This is a genomic window from Pseudomonas fluorescens HK44 (genome assembly GCF_000217955.3).
Classification (GTDB): Bacteria; Pseudomonadota; Gammaproteobacteria; order Pseudomonadales; family Pseudomonadaceae; genus Aquipseudomonas; species Aquipseudomonas fluorescens_AQ.
In genome coordinates this window covers 130,007-146,769 of record NZ_AFOY02000008.1, presented here as the reverse complement: position 1 = coordinate 146,769, position 16,763 = coordinate 130,007, and the positions used below count along the sequence as shown (strand labels likewise).

Annotated in this window: 8 protein-coding genes and 2 pseudogenes; 5 read left to right on the top strand and 5 right to left on the bottom strand. The window is 60.2% G+C overall.

Annotation, left to right across the window (positions count from 1 at the left end; translation table 11 throughout):
* Window positions 1-54: 54 nt before the first annotated feature.
* Window positions 55-1,539: a sodium/proline symporter PutP gene (gene putP / locus HK44_RS07255; RefSeq protein WP_019691439.1), complete on the bottom strand. Its 1,485-nt coding sequence runs from the start codon at window positions 1,537-1,539 to the stop codon at window positions 55-57.
* A gap of 460 nt (window positions 1,540-1,999) precedes the next feature.
* Here putP and putA point away from each other — a divergent pair, with 460 nt between their 5' ends.
* Window positions 2,000-5,953, top strand: coding sequence for a trifunctional transcriptional regulator/proline dehydrogenase/L-glutamate gamma-semialdehyde dehydrogenase (gene putA / locus HK44_RS07250; protein ID WP_019691438.1), 3,954 nt, complete (start codon window positions 2,000-2,002; stop codon window positions 5,951-5,953).
* 196 nt (window positions 5,954-6,149) lie between these two features.
* Entirely contained in the window at window positions 6,150-7,952 is a 1,803-nt protein-coding gene (locus HK44_RS07245) for an acyl-CoA dehydrogenase (RefSeq protein WP_019691437.1), read from the top strand.
* A 59-nt stretch (window positions 7,953-8,011) separates the two neighbouring features.
* On the opposite strand, the gene HK44_RS30445 is transcribed toward HK44_RS07245, so the two are convergent.
* The 4 genes and pseudogenes from HK44_RS30445 to HK44_RS07230 all read right to left on the bottom strand — a co-directional run bounded on the left by HK44_RS30445 (window position 8,012) and on the right by HK44_RS07230 (window position 10,578).
* A complete protein-coding gene (locus tag HK44_RS30445) occupies window positions 8,012-8,743 on the bottom strand; it encodes a methyl-accepting chemotaxis protein (protein WP_431357318.1) in 732 nt (243 codons plus the stop codon).
* Between the two features lie 135 nt (window positions 8,744-8,878).
* Window positions 8,879-9,904, bottom strand: a pseudogene (locus tag HK44_RS30440) (HAMP domain-containing protein); the annotation flags it as partial.
* 144 nt (window positions 9,905-10,048) lie between these two features.
* A complete protein-coding gene (locus HK44_RS07235; protein ID WP_019691435.1) occupies window positions 10,049-10,351 on the bottom strand; it encodes a cell division protein ZapA in 303 nt (100 codons plus the stop codon).
* On the bottom strand, window positions 10,348-10,578 hold the full coding sequence (locus HK44_RS07230) for a hypothetical protein (RefSeq protein WP_019691434.1): 231 nt from the start codon (window positions 10,576-10,578) through the stop codon (window positions 10,348-10,350). Before HK44_RS07230 ends, HK44_RS07235 begins: the two co-directional genes overlap by 4 nt.
* A 512-nt stretch (window positions 10,579-11,090) precedes the next feature.
* Here HK44_RS07230 and HK44_RS30435 point away from each other — a divergent pair.
* From HK44_RS30435 to mscK, 3 genes and pseudogenes are all read left to right on the top strand, one after another.
* Window positions 11,091-11,294, top strand: a pseudogene (locus tag HK44_RS30435) (methyl-accepting chemotaxis protein); the annotation flags it as partial.
* A 290-nt stretch (window positions 11,295-11,584) separates the two neighbouring features.
* Window positions 11,585-13,327 carry a potassium/proton antiporter gene (locus tag HK44_RS07215; protein ID WP_019691432.1) on the top strand — a complete coding sequence of 581 codons (1,743 nt, stop codon included), beginning with the start codon at window positions 11,585-11,587 and terminating at the stop codon, window positions 13,325-13,327.
* Window positions 13,328-13,361: 34 nt separating this feature from the next.
* Window positions 13,362-16,709: a mechanosensitive channel MscK gene (gene mscK, locus HK44_RS07210; RefSeq protein WP_019691431.1), complete on the top strand. Its 3,348-nt coding sequence runs from the start codon at window positions 13,362-13,364 to the stop codon at window positions 16,707-16,709.
* Window positions 16,710-16,763: the final 54 nt, after the last annotated feature.

Below are 16,763 nucleotides of genomic sequence, written 5' to 3'. Positions count from 1 at the left end.
TAGGCTGCGGGCCGTTTTTTATTCAGCAAAGGGTCAGCGCATCAGCGCTTCACTTCACTTGTTCAGGTGGAAATCTTTTTCCGCCGCGGCGAAACGCTGCAGCATGCCGGCCGACGGCTCACCCATTTTGCTGACCAGCAAAATAGCGAGGCTGGCGAAGATGAAGCCCGGGATGATTTCGTACAGACCCAGCAGGTTGAAGTGCTTCCAGACGATCACGGTGAGTGCACCCACCACGATACCGGCCAGTGCGCCGTTACGAGTCATGCCTTTCCACAGTACCGAGATCAGTACCACCGGACCGAACGCGGCGCCGAAGCCGGCCCAGGCGTAGCTGACCAGACCCAACACACGGTTTTCCGGGTTGGCGGCCAATGCGATGGCGATCAGTGCAACCGCCAGAACCATCGCGCGACCGACCCAGACCAATTCAACCTGGGAAGCGTTTTTACGCAGGAAGGATTTGTAGAAGTCTTCGGTCAGGGCGCTCGAGCACACCAGCAACTGGCAGCTCAGGGTGCTCATTACGGCAGCCAGAATGGCCGACAGCAGCACGCCGGCGATCCATGGGTTGAAGAGGATTTTGGCCAGTTCGATGAACACACGCTCGTGGTTTTCGCTCACTGGCATTGCCACGGCCGGGTTCGCCGAGAAGTAAGCGATACCGAAGAAGCCCACCGCCACGGTGCCGGCCAGGCACAGGATCATCCAGGTCATGGAGATGCGACGAGCGTTGGCAATCGACTTGACCGAATCCGCCGCCATGAAGCGCGCCAGGATGTGCGGTTGACCAAAGTAGCCCAGACCCCAGCCCATCAGCGAAATGATGCCGATGAAGCTGGTGTTTTTCAGCATGTCGAAGTTGCCTGGATCTTGTGCTTCGATGGCCAGGAACGTGGTGTCGATACCACCGGTAGCCAGCAGCACGATGATCGGTGTCAGCAACAAAGCAAAGATCATCAGTGTGGCTTGTACGGTGTCAGTCCAGCTCACCGCCAGGAAACCACCGACAAAGGTGTAGGCAATCGTCGCCGCAGCGCCGGCCCACAATGCAGTTTCGTAGGACATGCCGAAGGTGCTTTCAAACAGACGGGCACCGGCCACGATGCCGGAGGCGCAATAAATGGTGAAGAACACCAGGATCACGACGGCAGAGATGATCCGCAGCAAGCCGCTCTTGTCTTCAAAACGGCTGGAGAAGTAATCCGGCAGCGTCAGCGCGTCGCCGTTGTGTTCGGTCTGCACGCGTAGACGGCCGGCCACGAACAGCCAGTTCAGGTACGCACCGACGATCAGCCCGATGGCGATCCAGCTTTCCGACAGACCCGACATGTAGATGGCGCCCGGCAGGCCCATCAACAACCAGCCGCTCATGTCGGAGGCGCCAGCGGAAAGCGCGGTCACGACGCTGCCCAGGCTGCGACCACCCAGAATGTAGTCAGAAAGGTTGTTGGTGGAGCGATAGGCCATGAAGCCGATCAGCACCATGGCCGCGATGTAGATCACGAACGTGATCAAGGTTGGATTGCTTGCACTCATTGAGTTACGCCCTGGCTTTGTTTTTATGTAGCGGCGGTCTGCTGAACCGCCGCCAAACAATTACGTTTGAGAGGCGATCGGGTCATCCGCGCATTTATGACTGAAGTTTCCCCAGGAAAGCCATCAGCCGATGAACCGCCTCAACGGCGGTTGCACCTTTGCCGCGAATGCTATTCAACAAAGCAAATAAGGCGCAACCAGTTTCTCGAGAATAAGTTGCACCTAATATGAATTTTCTTTTAAACCCCGTTTTTTGCTCCTTTTCGGAGCAAGAACCTTGGCTGACCACTGTAAAAAGCACCAAGCAGGGGCTGGACTTGCGTACCAGAATTTATTTCCTGACGAGTTGCCGATTATTCCGACAAAAAAAGGGTTGCACCCGGTTGCACCTCTTTCAGTGCGCGGCTAATCTTGCCGCTAGCTGATGCCACGCAGTCGTGGCAAACATGAGGATAAAAATATGGCTACCACCACCCTTGGGGTCAAACTCGACGACCCGACCCGCGAGCGCCTCAAAGCTGCCGCGACCTCGATTGATCGCACGCCGCATTGGCTGATCAAACAGGCGATTTTCAATTACCTGGAAAAACTCGAGGGTGGTGCAACCCTGACCGAACTGAGCGGTTCGACCCGTTCCGAAGCCGATGACGGTGCCGAGGTCCACGCCGATCACGCCCATCAGTGCTTCCTCGAATTCGCTGAAAGCATCCTCCCGCAATCGGTGCTGCGTGCCTCGATCACTGCCGCCTACCGTCGTCCGGAGCCGGAAGTGGTACCGATGCTGCTGGAGCAGGCTCGCCTGCCAGCCCCGATGTGCGAGGCCACCAACAAACTCGCCGCCTCGATTGCCGAAAAACTGCGCAATCAGAAGAGCGCCGGCGGCCGTGCAGGTATTGTTCAGGGCCTGTTGCAGGAATTTTCCCTGTCGTCCCAGGAAGGCGTGGCACTGATGTGCCTGGCCGAAGCGTTGCTGCGGATCCCGGACAAAGGCACTCGCGACGCGTTGATCCGCGACAAGATCAGCACCGGCAACTGGCAGCCACACTTGGGCAATAGCCCGTCGCTGTTCGTCAATGCTGCCACGTGGGGCCTATTGCTGACCGGCAAACTGGTCGCCACCCACAACGAAGCTGGCCTGACCTCATCCCTGAGCCGGATCATCGGCAAAAGCGGCGAGCCGATGATCCGCAAGGGCGTCGACATGGCCATGCGCCTGATGGGCGAGCAGTTCGTCACCGGCGAAACCATCGCCGAAGCCCTGGCCAACGCCAGCAAGTTCGAAGCCAAAGGCTTCCGCTATTCCTACGACATGCTCGGCGAAGCCGCACTGACCGAACATGACGCCCAGAAATACCTCGCGTCCTACGAGCAAGCCATCCATTCGATTGGCAAGGCGTCCCACGGTCGTGGCATTTATGAAGGCCCGGGCATCTCGATCAAGCTCTCGGCCCTGCACCCGCGCTACAGCCGTGCCCAGTACGAGCGCGTGATGGACGAACTGTACCCGCGCCTGCTGTCGCTGACCCTGCTGGCCAAGCAATACGACATCGGCCTGAACATCGATGCCGAAGAAGCCGACCGCCTCGAGCTGTCGCTGGATCTGCTCGAGCGCCTGTGCTTCGAGCCGCAACTGACCGGCTGGAACGGCATCGGTTTCGTGATCCAGGCCTACCAGAAGCGTTGCCCGTATGTGATCGACTACGTGATCGACCTGGCTCGCCGCAGCCGTCATCGCCTGATGATCCGTCTGGTGAAAGGCGCCTACTGGGACAGCGAAATCAAGCGCGCCCAGGTCGAAGGCCTGGAAGGCTATCCGGTGTACACCCGTAAGGTGTACACCGACGTTTCCTACATCGCCTGCGCACGCAAACTGCTCTCGGTGCCAGAAGTCATCTACCCGCAGTTCGCCACGCATAATGCCCACACCCTGTCGGCGATTTATCACATTGCCGGTCAGAACTATTACCCGGGCCAGTACGAGTTCCAGTGCCTGCACGGCATGGGCGAACCGCTGTACGAACAGGTTGTAGGCAAGGTTTCCGAAGGCAAGCTGAACCGTCCGTGCCGTGTGTACGCACCGGTCGGCACTCACGAAACCCTGCTGGCGTACCTGGTACGTCGCCTGCTGGAAAACGGTGCGAACACCTCGTTCGTCAACCGTATCGCCGACCAGTCGATCTCGATTCAGGAGCTGGTAGCCGATCCGGTGAGCAGCATCGAGCAGATGGCGATGCTGGAAGGCGGCTTCGGTCTGCCGCACCCGCGTATCCCGCTGCCGCGTGACCTCTATGGCAGCGAGCGCGCCAACTCCAGCGGCATCGACCTGGCCAACGAACATCGCCTGGCATCGCTGTCCTGCGCCTTGTTGGCCACCGCGCACAACCACTGGAAAGCCGCGCCGATGCTGGGCTGCGCTTCCAGCGCTGAAACCCCGGCACCGGTGTTGAATCCGTCGGACCTGCGTGACGTGGTCGGTCATGTACAAGAAGCCACCGTTACCGACGTCGACAACGCCATCCAGTGCGCACTGAATGCCGCACCGATCTGGCAGGCCACCCCGCCCGCCGAGCGCGCCGCAATCCTCGAACGCGCCGCCGATTTGATGGAAGGCGAGATTCAGCCGCTGATGGGCCTGCTGGCTCGCGAAGCCGGCAAGACCTTCGCCAACGCCATCGCCGAAGTGCGTGAAGCCGTGGATTTCCTGCGTTACTACGCAGTGCAGGCACGCAACGATTTCACCAATAACGCCCACCGTCCATTGGGTCCGGTGGTGTGCATCAGCCCGTGGAACTTCCCGCTGGCGATCTTCAGCGGTCAAGTCGCCGCCGCACTGGCCGCCGGTAACCCGGTACTGGCCAAACCGGCAGAGCAAACACCGCTGGTGGCCGCTCAAGCCGTACGTATACTGCTCGAAGCCGGGATTCCCGAAGGCGTGCTGCAACTGCTGCCGGGCCGTGGCGAAACCGTCGGTGCCCGTCTGGTTGGCGACGACCGGGTCAAAGGCGTGATGTTCACTGGCTCCACCGAAGTTGCACGCTTGCTGCAACGCAACGTCGCCGGGCGCCTGGATGCCCAGGGCCGTCCGATCCCGCTGATCGCCGAAACCGGCGGCCAGAACGCGATGATCGTCGACTCCTCGGCACTGACCGAACAAGTGGTCATCGACGTGGTGTCCTCGGCCTTCGACAGCGCCGGCCAACGCTGCTCGGCGCTGCGCGTGCTGTGCTTGCAGGAAGACTCCGCCGACCGCGTGATCGAAATGCTCAAGGGCGCCATGGCTGAATGCCGCCTCGGCAACCCGGAGCGTCTATCTGTGGACATCGGCCCGGTGATCGACGCCGAAGCCAAGGCCGGTATCGAGAAACACATCCAGGCCATGCGTGACAAAGGTCGCAACGTCTACCAGGTCGCCATCGCCGACATGGAAGAATGCAAGCGCGGCACGTTCGTCATGCCAACCCTGATCGAACTGGAAAGCTTCGACGAGCTGCAGCGGGAGATCTTCGGCCCGGTGCTGCACGTGGTGCGCTACAAGCGCAAAGACATCGATCAACTGATCGGGCAGATCAACGCTTCCGGCTACGGTCTGACACTGGGTGTACACACGCGTATCGACGAAACCATCGCCAAGGTGATCGACAACGTCAACGCCGGTAACGTCTACGTCAACCGCAACATCGTCGGTGCCGTGGTCGGTGTGCAACCGTTCGGTGGCGAAGGTCTGTCGGGCACTGGCCCGAAAGCCGGTGGGCCGCTGTACCTGTACCGCTTGCTGTCGACGCGTCCTACCGACGCGATCGAACAGTCTTTCGCTCGCGGCGATGCTATCGCGGCACCGGACGTTCGTCTGCGTGACGCCATGAGCAAACCGCTGACTGCCCTGAAAACCTGGGCCGACAGCCACAAGCTGACTGAGCTGAGCGCGTTGTGCGCGCAGTTTGCGACACAATCGCAAAGCGGCATCACCCGCACGCTGAATGGCCCGACAGGCGAGCGCAACAGCTACGCCATCCTGCCGCGCGAGCATGTGCTGTGCCTGGCGGACGTCGAAAGCGATCTGCTGAGCCAATTGGCTGCAGTGCTGGCCGTGGGTGGCTCGGCGGTGTTGTCGGAAGGTGAACTAAGCAAAGCGTTGTTGGCTCGCCTGCCGAAAGAGGTGCAAGCGCGCATCAAGCTGGTCGCCGACTGGAACAAGGACGAAGTGGTGTTCGATGCAGTCCTGCATCACGGCCACTCCGACCAGTTGCGTGCGGTCTGCCAGCAAGTGGCCAAGCGTGCCGGCGCCATCGTCGGGGTTCATGGCCTGTCGCAGGGCGAAACCAACATTGCGCTGGAACGCCTGGTGATCGAGCGCGCGCTGAGCGTCAACACCGCTGCGGCGGGGGGTAATGCCAGCTTGATGACTATTGGTTAAATCGCAATACGACCGGGCGTCCGCAATGGCGGCCCGGTTCACAACACCCTGTGGGAGCGAGCAGGCTCGCTCCCACAATGGCTTTGTGTCGTTAGTTAAGTCTCTGCTCTGCCCCACCATCACCCACATCAATCATCCTGTTCAGCCCGTCCTCCTCGCGCCTAGACTCGGTCCATTCCAATATAGGTAGGCCGCCATGTCCGAGACGTTGCTCAGTTCCCGCAATCTGGCTTTCGAGCTGTATGAAGTCCTCGACGCCGAGGGCCTGACCCAGCGCGAGCGCTTCGCCGAGCACAATCGCGAGACGTTCGACGCCGCCATTGGTACAGCGCGCAGCCTTGCCGAGAAATTCTTTGCCCCACACAACCGCAAGGGCGACGAGCACGAACCGCGCTACGAAGATGGCAAGGCGATCCTGATTGCGGAAGTGAAACCTGCGGTGGATGCATTCCTCGAAGCCGGCTTTCTCAACGCCGCACGCAGTTTCGAGGCCGGCGGTATGCAGTTGCCGACCTTGCTCTCGCAAGCCTGCTTTGCGCACTTCCAGTCCGCCAACGCCGCGACGACGTCCTATCCGTTCCTGACCATGGGCGCGGCCAACCTGATCGAAAGCTTCGGCACCGACGAGCAGAAGCGGCGCTACTTGCAACCGATGATCGACGGTCGCTTCTTCGGCACCATGGCCCTGACCGAACCTCACGCCGGCTCCTCGCTGTCGGACATCCGCACCCGCGCCGAACCGGCGGCCGATGGCACGTATCGACTCAAGGGCAACAAGATCTTCATCTCCGGCGGCGATCACTCGCTGTCGGAAAACATCGTGCACATGGTGCTGGCCAAACTGCCGGATGCACCTGCCGGCGTGAAAGGCATTTCGCTGTTTATCGTGCCTAAATTCCTGGTCAACGATGACGGCAGCCTGGGCAAGCGTAACGACGTGCTGCTGGCCGGGCTGTTTCACAAGATGGGCTGGCGCGGCACCACCTCCACCGCGCTGAACTTCGGCGATAACGGTGAGTGTGTCGGCTACCTGGTAGGCAAGCCGCATCAAGGCCTGAACTGCATGTTCCAGATGATGAACGAAGCGCGAATCGGCGTCGGCATGGGCGCGGTAATGCTCGGTTACGCCGGCTACCTGTACTCGCTGGACTACGCCCGCGAGCGCCCGCAAGGTCGCCTGCCTGACAGCAAGGACCCGAACACTGCGCCGGTCTCGATCATTCAGCATGCCGACGTCAAACGCATGCTACTGACTCAAAAGGCTTACGTCGAAGGCGCCTTCGACCTCGGTTTGTATGCCGCGCGACTGTTCGACGACACCACCACGCTGGCGCCCGAAGCCGAGCGCAAACAGGCCCATGAATTGCTCGACCTGCTGACGCCGATCGTCAAATCCTGGCCGTCGGAGTTCTGCCTGAAGGCCAACGAACTGGCGATCCAGATCCTCGGTGGCCACGGCTACACCCGCGAATACCCGGTAGAACAGTACTACCGCGACAACCGGCTGAACCCGATCCATGAAGGTACTCACGGCATTCAGTCACTGGACCTGCTGGGGCGCAAACTGGCGCAAAACGGCGGCGCCGGGCTCAAGCAATTGATCCGACTGATCGCCAATACCGCCGAACGCGCCCATGTGTACGAATCGTTAACGCCGCTACGTGAACCGCTGGAGAAATTGCTGGCGCGCCTGCAAACCGTGACCATCGGCCTGCTGACGGATCTGGGCCAAGGCAAGGTCAACGGTAGCCTGGCGAACTCGGCGCTGTATCTGAAGGTTTTTGGTCATACGGTGATCGGCTGGCGCTGGCTGGAACAGGCGATCCGCGCAGAAGAAGGGTTGGCCAAGGGCAATGCGGCGGATGTCAGCTTCTATAAAGGCAAGCTGCAAGCGGCGCGCTACTTCCTGACCTGGGAAGTGCCGGGTTGTCATCATGAACTGGCGATTCTTGAGGCGCGGGATGATACGTGCCTGACGATGCGGGATGAGTGGTTCTGACCAATAACAAAAAAGATCGCAGCCTGGAGCTGCCGCAGGCTGCGATCTTTTGATCCTGGTTATTGCAACCGAAACCCACCCATCTGCCGCGCCAGATCATCCGCCAACCGCTGCAACGTCTGGCAATCCTCCCGACACGCCCTGACCTCGCCCGCTGTGGCCCGCGCCAGATCGGAAATCCCCTGCACGTTACGGTTGATCTCTTCCGTCACCACCGACTGCTCTTCGGTAGCCGTCGCCACTTGATGGTTCATATCGCTGATGCGCTCGACCTGTCCGGTAATCGCCGTCAACGAAGCCCCGGTGCGCTGGCTCGACTCGACGCCGGTACCGGTCGCCGCTTGCCCGGAGTGCATCGACGACACTGCATTATCCGCGCCCTGCTTGAGGCTGCCGATCATCTGCTGGATTTCATCGGTGGACGATTGCGTGCGGCGCGCCAGCGTCCGCACTTCATCCGCCACCACAGCAAAGCCCCGGCCCATGTCGCCGGCCCGCGCCGCTTCAATCGCTGCGTTCAATGCCAGTAAATTGGTCTGCTCAGAGATCCCGCGAATCACCGCCAGCACCTGATCGATGGACGCTACCTGAGTCGCCAGCGCGCCGACGGCACTGGCGGCAATGCCGATTTCATCAGACATGCTTTCGATATGCCGAATGGAACCGCCGACCACCTCACGCGCCTGCAACGCTTCATCACGGGCAGTTTGCGAGGCGACCGCCGCGTTGCCGGCGTTCTGCGCGATCTCCTGCACGGTGAGGCCCATCTCGTGCACGGCGGTGGCGACCATGTCGGTCATTTCCTGCTGTCGTCCAGAACGCTCGGCGGTGTTCTCCACCACTCGCGCAACTTGCCCGACGGCCGTGCGCAATCGCTCGCTGGTCGCCAGCACTTCGCCGATCATGCTGCGTTGATTTTCAAGGAAACGGTTGAAGCCACGAGCCAGATCACCCAGCTCATCGGCTCGCGAAGAATCTAACCTGTGGGTCAAATCGCCACCACCGCTACCAATCGCCACCAATGCCGCTGTTACCTGACGGATCGGCCGTACCAGACCGCGAGCCAGCAACACCACCAATAACAGGCAAACCAAAGCCACGCCCAAACCGATGGCGCTGGTCATCCACATCGCCTGCCGGGCCTCAGCGTAGATCTGTGATTTCGGCACTTCGGCCACCAAGGTCCAACCCAGATCGCGCAATGGCAGGCTCAGGGCCAGATAGTCTTCGCCGTCGCGCACAAACCCGCTGCTGGTCGGGCCTTGGTGGCCCATCACCGCTTGCGCCGCCGGACTGCCGATCTGCTCGGCCAACTGGCGCTTGTTGCTGAACCCGGCCTCGGGATGAATCTGGATCAACCCGTCGGAACGCACCAGATAGACCTTCCCGCGCTCGCCGAAGCTGAAGTTGTGAATCAGCTCCGAGAGTTCCTTCATGCTCAGGCCCAGCCCGGCAACGCCTACAACTTTGCCGCCCTGCGAGACCTTGAGGTCGATGAACAAGGCCAACTCGCCAGTGGCGGTGTCTTTGTCGATATTGAGGGTGCGCGGCTGGTTGCCGTCGAGGAAAGCGTAGAACCAGGCGTCTGCGGGATTGGATCGACTGAGGGTCCGATCAAGCCCTTTTTCGGTGAAGTAGTGGCCCGACGCAGTGCCTGCGATCAGCGCGGTAAAGGCTTTGTGCTCGGCGCGGATGCCTTCCAGGTAGCTGACGAAGCCGCTGGCCCGGTCAGCGCTTTCACCTTCGGCCAACCACTCGCGCACCATGCTGTTGCTGGCAATGTCCTTGGCCGCGGTGAGCGGCTGGACCAGAATTCGTTCGATGTCGTTGCGCATCGCTTCGATGCTCGACGGCAGCGCTTGCTCGACCAGATAGCGCTGGGCAAGCCGGTTGACCACCAGGGTATAAATGCCGACCACGATCAGAATACTGACCAGCAGGGCGGTCCCCATACTCAGGATCAACTGCCATTGAATACTGCGTCGCCAGAACTGCATGAAGCACCCCCAAAGAGTAAGAGGCTGAATCACTGCAACAGCCGTGCCGATTGTATACAACTAAATCGACAATCTACTCTTTGGTTGTGCGCAAACTGATCAGGCCTGATTGATCGTCTTCGAAATCACTTCAACCGTGGCGCTGACTTGCTCTTGGTAACGGTCGAGTTCCTGCTGATGACGTTTCTGCATCTCGAGCTGCTGCGAGCACAGGTTCATGGCCGTCAGCACCAGCAGTTTGTCTCCGATCAGGGTCGGGTATTTCTTTTTGGTCTCGGCCAGCACCGCTTTCAACATTAATGCGGCGTCCAGCAGGGTCTGCTCTTCCCCGACCGGCGCCTTGATCGAATAGTCTTCCCCGAGAATCGAGACGACTTTTATCCCGTCGGCACCGTGTCTCATGCGTTCACAGGACCTGCGCTCACGCGCTCAACCAGCGCTTGAATGCGCGCAACAGTGGCGCCCTGCTTCTCTTCCTGCTCCATCAGGCTCAATTGCAGGCTTTCGTTTTCATCCTTGGCCTGGGCCAGTTCTGCGCTCAGTGTTGCGTTCGTGCCCAGCAGTTCCTGGTTCTGTTGCACCAGGTCGCTGACCAGTTGTTCCAATTGGCTTAGGGATGCTTCCAACATTTTGATTTTCCGAGCATTTTCAAAGGGCGCGTACGATAAAGAAAAGTCACCACTGGCGCCAGGGTTATTCAGGCGCAGAGCCTTGATTTGCCTGGCGGCGACCTTGCTTGCGAGTTTTAAAGACTGCGATTGTCCGCTCTGGTTCCTGACAGCTCGTCAGTACGGCCGATCTGCGGCAAAAGCGCATAGTGGCTCAAGACTTTAGTTGTATGACCGATAAGTCATACATACCTCGTCTCTGACCCCGTGCCAATGCGCGCTTTACGGTGAACACCATGTCCCTTCGTAATATGAATATCGCGCCCAGAGCGTTCAAAGGCTTCACCCTGATTGGCGCACTGATGTTGATTCTGGGTGTGTTCGCCTTGAACCAGATGAGCAAGATTCGCGCTGCCGGTGAAGACATCGTTCAGAACAACGTGCCGAGCATCAAGGCCCTGGGTGAGTTCACCCAACTCTCCCTGCGCCAGCGTGTGCTGTCTTGCCGCTTGCTGACCAACAGCGCTATCGTCGAAATCAACGAGCGCAACCTGGTGATCGCCAGCGCCGCCGAAGAACAGGCCCAGGTGGCCCGCGAAGTCGACCGCAACCTGGTGAACATCCGCGACCTGTCGGTGCAATCGGCCACCGGCGCCAACCAGACCAGCGCCGCCAGCAACGAGTTGTCGCGTTTGGCGCTGGACCTGAACAATATGGTTGGGCGGTTCAGCCTTTAACGGTCACTGAATACCCTGTGGCGAGGGAGCTTGCTCCCGCTCGGGTGCGCAGCAGCCGTAAAATTGCTGATAAGTTTTTTCTGGAAGACCGCAGCGTCTGTTTTGGGGCCGCTGCGCGACCCAGCGGGAGCAAGCTCCCTCGCCACAGTGATCGCGCCCGACACAAGGGACTGTGGTCGAGCGCCGTCAAAAGCTTTTTGACAGCATCACATTTCAACAGGTTAGAATCGCTGGCACGCAGGCTGCATGGTCAGTTTGCGCCTGTCTTCAAGCTTTCCGGAGTACTGCCATTGAATGCGACGACCATCAACAGCCTGTTCTTGATCGGCGCGTTGCTGGTAGGTGCGAGCATTCTGGTGAGCTCACTTTCGTCCCGCCTCGGGATCCCGATTCTGGTGATCATCCTGGCCGTGGGCATGGCTGCCGGCGTCGACGGCGGCGGCATCATCTTCGATAACTACCCCACCGCTTATCTGGTCGGCAACCTCGCGCTGGCCGTGATCCTGCTCGACGGCGGGTTGCGCACCCGGGTCGCGAGTTTCCGCGTGGCGTTGTGGCCGGCGTTGTCGCTGGCCACGGTCGGGGTGCTGATCACCACCGTGCTGACCGGCATGGCCGCCGCCTGGTTATTCAACCTGAACCTGATCCAGGGCTTGCTGATCGGTGCCATCGTCGGTTCCACCGACGCCGCGGCGGTGTTCTCGCTGCTCGGTGGCAAAGGCCTGAACGAGCGGGTGACCGCCAGCCTGGAAATCGAATCCGGCAGTAACGACCCGATGGCGGTGTTTCTTACCGTCACCCTGATCGACATGCTCGCCAGCGGCCAGACAGGTCTGCACTGGAGCCTGCTCGGGCACCTGGTCCGCGAGTTCGGCATCGGCGCAATCATCGGTCTGAGCGGTGGCTGGCTGATGCTGCAAATGGTCAATCGCATCCACCTGGCCGCCGGTCTGTACCCGATACTGGTGATCGCTGGCGGTCTGGTGGTGTTCGCCCTGACCAACGCCCTGCACGGCAGTGGCTTTCTCGCGGTGTACCTGTGTGGCCTGGTGATCGGCAACCGTCCAGTGCGTAGCCGCCACGGCATTCTGCACATGCTCGACGGCATGGCCTGGCTGGCGCAGATCGGCATGTTCCTGGTGTTGGGGCTGCTGGTGACCCCCCATGACTTGCTGCCCATTGCCCTGCCCGCCCTCGGTCTGGCGCTGTGGATGATTCTGTTTGCGCGTCCACTGTCGGTGTTGGTCGGCCTGCTACCGTTCAAGGCCTTCCATGGGCGCGAAAAGGCCTTCATCTCCTGGGTTGGCCTGCGCGGTGCGGTACCGATCATTCTGGCGGTGTTCCCGTTGATGGCCGGGCTGCCGAATGCCCAGCTGTATTTCAATCTCGCGTTCTTTATCGTGCTGGTTTCGTTGCTGTTACAGGGCACCAGCCTGCCATGGGTCGCCAAGCTGCTGAAGGTAACCGTCCCGCCAGAGCCCGCACCGATCTCCCGGGCCGCCCTCGAAGTGCATGTCACCAGCGAGTGGGAGTTGTTCGTTTATCGTCTTGGCGCAGAGAAATGGTGCATCGGCGCCGCTCTTCGCGAGTTGAAAATGCCCGAAGGCACGCGTATCGCGGCACTGTTTCGTGGCCAGCAACTGCTCCATCCGTCGGGTAGTACGGTGCTCGAAGTCGGCGACTTGCTCTGCGTTATCGGCCATGAACACAACCTGCCGGCACTCGGAAAGCTCTTCAGCCAGGCACCGCAACGAGGCCTCGATTTGCGCTTCTTCGGCGACTTCGTTCTGGAAGGCGACGCCCAGCTGGGCGCGGTTTCAGCACTGTACGGGTTGCAACTCGAAGGGGTCGATCCAGACATGCCGCTGGGTCGTTTCATCACCCAGAAAGTCGGCGGCGCTCCGGTGGTCGGCGACCAGGTGGAATGGAACAACACCATTTGGACCGTCGCGGTCATGGACGGGAACAAGATCGCCAAAGTGGGCGTCAGATTTCCCGAAGGAAGTCGCCCGGGCCCCGGGTTGTTCCTCTAAACTCCTTTTTTCGTTACGTTTTCGATCGGTCTCTATGCCAACTCTGCGCTCATTTTTTGCTATTGCCCTGCTCGGGCTCAGTCTCTCCGTCGGCTCCCTGCAAGCGGCCGAACCACCGTCCGCCGAGACCGTGCAAAAGAGTCTGGACAAGATTGCCGAGCGTAAACTGCCCGAGGCCGATCAAAAGGCCCTGCAACTGGTGCTGCAACAGACGCTGACTCAATTGTCCAACAGGGACGATTACGAAAAGCGCCTGAACGACCTCAAGCAGCAATTGAGCACTGCGCCCAAGCAAAACATCGAAAACCAGCGCGAGCTGGAGCGCCTCAAGGCCAGCAAAGCCGTACCGGTCGAGCAACGTTACGCCAACCTGTCGGTGCCACAACTCGAGCAGATGCTCACTGAACGCAGCACCCAGCAAAGCGATCTGCAAAAAGCCCTGGCCGACGCCAACAGCCTGATCATCACCGCCCAGACCCGCCCCGAGCGCGCCCAGGCCGAGATCAGCACCAGCCAGACACGCATCCTGCAAATCAACGGCATCCTCAAGCTGGGCAGAGACAACGGCAAAGCCCTGACGAATGAACAACGCGACACACTCAACGCCGAGCTGGCCGCGTTGAATGCGTTGATCCCGCTGCGTCGTCAGGAACTGGCTGGCAACAGTCAACTGCAGGACCTGGGCAACAGCCAACACGACTTGCTGCTGGAAAAAACCGCACGCATGGAGCGGGAGATCCAGGACCTGCAAACCCTGATCAACCAAAAGCGCCTGGCCCAGTCTCAACAGACGGTGACCCAGCAATCGATCGAAGCGCAAAAGGCTGGCGGCAGCAATCTGCTGGCCACCGAAAGCGCCGCCAACCTGAAGCTCTCCGACTACCTGCTCAAAAGCACCGACCGTCTCAACGAGCTGACCCAGCAGAATCTGCAGACCAAGCAGCAACTCGACAGCGTGACCCAAAGCGACGCTGCGCTGGACGAGCAGATCAGCGTGCTCAAGGGCAGTCTGTTGCTGTCCAAGATCCTCTACAAACAAAAACAGGCCTTGCCACGGCTCACGCTTGATCGGAACCTGGCCAACGACATCGCCGACATTCGCCTGTACCAGTTCGAGGTCAATCAACAACGCGAACTGATCAGCACACCCGGCGCCTATGTGGATAACTTGCTGGCGAGCCAGCCACCCGATCAGGTCACCCCGCAACTGCGCAAGAACCTGTTGGACCTGGCTGTCACCCGCGCCGACCTGCTGGAGCGCCTGAGCCGCGAACTGAGTGCGCTGCTCAACGAATCCATCACCCTGCAACTGAACCAGAAACAACTGCTCACTACCGCTCAGAACCTGCGCGCGACCCTCGACGAACAGATGTTCTGGATTCCCAGCAACAAGCCGCTGGACTTCGAATGGATGCGCGGCGTGCCGGACCGACTGGAGAAACAGGTCGTCACTCTGCCGTGGGCTTCGAGCCTGAGCGAGCTGGCCGACGGGCTAACCCAGCGGCCACTGCTGTTTCTGCCGCTGGTGCTGCTGATCGGCTTCCTGGTCTGGCGGCGCAAATACCTCTATGCACGACTGAACAAGGTGCATCAGGACATCGGTCACTTCAAACGCGACAGTCAATGGCACACACCGCAGGCGATCCTGATCAACGTGCTGCTGGCGATGCCGGTGTCACTGGCGCTGGCCCTGTGCGGTTTCGCCTTGCAGATCGACGCCCGCGGGCAAAACGCCAACCTGGGCGCCGCCCTGTTGCAAATTGCCCAGGCGTGGCTGGTGTTCTACACCGCGTACCGGATCCTGGCACCGGGTGGCGTGGCGCAACTGCACTTTCGCTGGGAAAGACCGCAGGTGGAATTCCTCCGCGGCTGGATCCGTCGCCTGGGTCTGGTCGTGCTGGCGCTGGTCGCCGTGGTGGCGGTTGCCGAATTGCAACCGGCGGCCCTGACGGACGACGTAATCGGCATCGCCGTGGTGCTGACCTGCTACGCCTTGATGGCCTGGTTGCTCAGCCGCCTGCTGATCAACAGTCCGACCCATAACAGCGCCTCCCTGTTTCGCAAAGCGGTCGGCGTTCTATTCACTGTGCTGCCGATCGCCTTGTTTATCGCCGTGTGCTTTGGCTACTTCTACACCGCACTGAAACTCAGCGACCGGTTGATCAACACCCTGTACCTGCTGATGTTCTGGCTGATCATTGAAGCCACTTTTGTGCGCGGTCTGGCCGTCGCGGCGCGGCGCCTGGCCTACCAGCGCGCCCTGACCAAACGCCAGGCCGCCAAAGAAGCCGGCGACGGTGAAGCGGTCGTCGAAGAGCCGACACTGGACATCGAGAAAGTCAACGAACAGTCCCTGCGCCTGATCCGTCTGGCCTTGCTCGGCGGCTTCATCGCGGCGTTGTATTGGGTCTGGAAAGACCTGATCTCGGTGTTCTCGTACCTCGACAACATCACGTTGTACGAATACACCAGCGGCGTCGGTGCCAACATGAGCATGGTGCCGATCAGCATCGGCGACATGCTCGGTGCGTTGATCATCATCGGTATTACCGTGGCCCTGGCGCGAAACCTGCCGGGGTTGCTCGAGGTGCTGGTGCTGTCCAAGCTCGACCTGGCTCAGGGCAGTGCCTACGCCACGACCACCCTGCTGACCTATGTGATTGCCGGTGTAGGTTTTGTTTCCACCCTGTCGACCCTCGGTGTGAGCTGGGACAAACTGCAATGGCTGGTGGCCGCGCTCTCGGTCGGTCTGGGTTTCGGTATGCAGGAGATCTTCGCCAACTTCATCTCCGGGATCATGATCCTGTTCGAGCGCCCGGTCCGGATCGGCGACACGATCACCATCGGCAACCTGTCGGGCACGGTGAGCAAAATCCGCATCCGTGCCACCACCATCACCGACTTCGACCGCAAGGACATCATTGTCCCGAACAAGACGTTCATCACCGGGCAACTGATCAACTGGTCGCTGACCGACACCGTAACCCGGGTAACCCTCAAGCTGGGCGTCGGCTACGATTCGGATCTGGAGCTGGTACGCACCCTGCTGCTCAGAGCGGCCATGGAAAACCCGCGTGTGCTGAAGGACCCTTCACCCTCGGTGTACTTCCTGAACTTTGGTGAAAGCACCCTGGACCACGAGCTGCGTATTCATGTCCGTGACCTCGGCGACCGTAACCCGGCACTCGATGAAATCAACCGGTTTATCAACAGCGAGTTCAAAAAGCACAACATCAACATCGCTTTCCGTCAGGTAGATATCCACCTGAAAAACCTGACAGGCCAGGAACAGCTGTTGCTGACCAGCGATGCGGTCAAACCCTCCATGTCTCCCGATAAAGGCAAGACCCCACCCGAGCCACCGTCGGTGCATCTCGACTGACTGGACGCCACGCGCCATTCCCTAGCAGAATGCTCGGACATTCTGCTGGAGATG

Excerpts from the sequence above, each read along its gene's own strand:
- HK44_RS07245 (WP_019691437.1), top strand. The coding sequence starts at position 6,150 with ATGTCCGAGACGTTGCTCAGTTCCCGCAATCTGGCTTTCGAGCTGTAT.
- HK44_RS30445 (WP_431357318.1), bottom strand. The coding sequence starts at position 8,743 with ATGGTCGCCACCGCCGTGCACGAGATGGGCCTCACCGTGCAGGAGATC.
- HK44_RS07235 (WP_019691435.1), bottom strand. The coding sequence starts at position 10,351 with ATGAGACACGGTGCCGACGGGATAAAAGTCGTCTCGATTCTCGGGGAA.
- HK44_RS07230 (WP_019691434.1), bottom strand. The coding sequence starts at position 10,578 with ATGTTGGAAGCATCCCTAAGCCAATTGGAACAACTGGTCAGCGACCTG.
- putA (WP_019691438.1), top strand. The coding sequence starts at position 2,000 with ATGGCTACCACCACCCTTGGGGTCAAACTCGACGACCCGACCCGCGAG.
- putP (WP_019691439.1), bottom strand. The coding sequence starts at position 1,539 with ATGAGTGCAAGCAATCCAACCTTGATCACGTTCGTGATCTACATCGCG.
- mscK (WP_019691431.1), top strand. The coding sequence starts at position 13,362 with ATGCCAACTCTGCGCTCATTTTTTGCTATTGCCCTGCTCGGGCTCAGT.